Raw genomic sequence first — 1432 nt, forward strand, 5'->3', positions numbered from 1 at the left:
CGGAGGCGGCCGCCGCCGGCGCACGCCGCCTGTCGGTGCTGGCCGCAGAGGATCACCCGGCCAACCGCAAGCTGCTGGCCCTGCTGATGGAGCGGTTCGAGGCCGACCTGACCCTGGTCGAGAACGGCGCCCTGGCCGTCGACGCCGCCCGGACCGGCGGCTTCGACCTGGTCCTGATGGACGTGATGATGCCCGTCATGGACGGCGTCGAAGCCCTCCAGGCCATCCGCGCCGAGGAGGCCGCCGAGGGCCGGCCCCGCGTCCCGATCCGCATGCTGACCGCCAACGTCTTCGACGAGGACGTCGCCCGCTACCGAACCGCGGGCGCCGACGGCGTGCTGCGCAAGCCCATCGAAATCGAGGCCCTTCACCGCGCCCTGGCCGAGACCGCCGCCGGATCGCCAGGCGCCCTCTCCACCGCCGCCTGATCGCGCCGACTAGGCCTCCGTGCCGCTCCGGCCCTGACCGTTCCGCCAGGCGTCCTCGGCCAGTTGGCGTGACGCCTCTCGCACGTCCTTCGGCCAGCCCTCGACCGCCGTGTCGAAGGCCGTCCAGTCGCCGGCGAACAGCATCCGAACGGCCTCCTCGTAGCCCGGCCGGTCGCCCGCCATCGTGGTCATGAAGCGATAGGCCGCGTCCTTGGCCCTGCGCGCCCGATCCGGCCCCTCGGCGTCCTTCAGCGCCGCCTCGACCAGCTTCCTCAGCGCCACCGAAGCGCCGCCAGGCTGGGACGCCAGCCAGTCCCAGTGCCGAGGCAGCAAGGTCACCTCTCGCGCGGTGACGCCCAGCTTGGGACGGCCCGGACCGCGCTTCTCAGGCTCCCGCTCCGGCGCCGAGCCAGACGGGCCAGGGCGGCGGCCAGGTCGCCGCGCAGGTCCAGGTCCACGACCTTGCCGGTCACGGCGTCGAAGACCAGCGCCGCCCCTCCCGCGTCCACGGTCGCCTTGATGGCGCCCAGGGCCTCCACCGCGGGCCCGCGCGATCAGGCGGTCGCCGGCGAAGGCGAGGACGGGCAGGTCGGAGGAAATGGACATCGCGGGCTCCGGGCGGACGCGATGCGTCCGGATTTGACGTAGGACGCCCTCATCCTGTCGGCGGATGACCACCGGCGCGGGCGAGCAGCGGATGAACCGAGTGCGCGGATTGCACACGTCGCACGCGTCGCACGGTGTTTTTCCGTGCAACGCGTCGATCCGCTCTGATTTACCCGGATCAAATCCTTACGTCAATATCATCCGGGTATTATTGCGACGTGCGCGGGAAGGCGCGCGGGACGGGCTCGCCGCGCCATAGGGTCTCCAGCCCCGTCGGCGTGAAGCGGGCTCGCAGCATCTCGCTGCCCTCCAGAGCGAACAGCAGGCCGTCCGGCGTCAGCGGCAGCATCTTCCGCTCCGGGCCGCCCGGGCGCGAGCGCAGCCACAGCGCCCCGTCG

1 protein-coding gene and 2 pseudogenes are annotated in these 1432 nt (G+C 72.5%); 1 reads left to right on the forward strand and 2 read right to left on the reverse strand.

Annotated features, from left to right (window positions below):
• Window positions 1-428 (forward strand): response regulator (locus AC2W7C_RS17920; protein ID WP_486002571.1); only part of this gene is annotated, 428 nt, incomplete at its 5' end.
• 9 nt (window positions 429-437) lie between these two features.
• On the opposite strand, the pseudogene AC2W7C_RS17925 reads toward AC2W7C_RS17920, so the two are convergent.
• Together AC2W7C_RS17925 and AC2W7C_RS17930 are read right to left on the reverse strand one after the other, a co-directional pair.
• Window positions 438-967: pseudogene (locus AC2W7C_RS17925) on the reverse strand (DUF2239 family protein).
• Window positions 968-1242: 275 nt separating this feature from the next.
• A pseudogene (locus AC2W7C_RS17930) lies at window positions 1243-1432 on the reverse strand (S41 family peptidase); the annotation flags it as partial.

It is taken from the genome of Brevundimonas sp. CURTG3B2_SDJG, assembly GCF_057364705.1.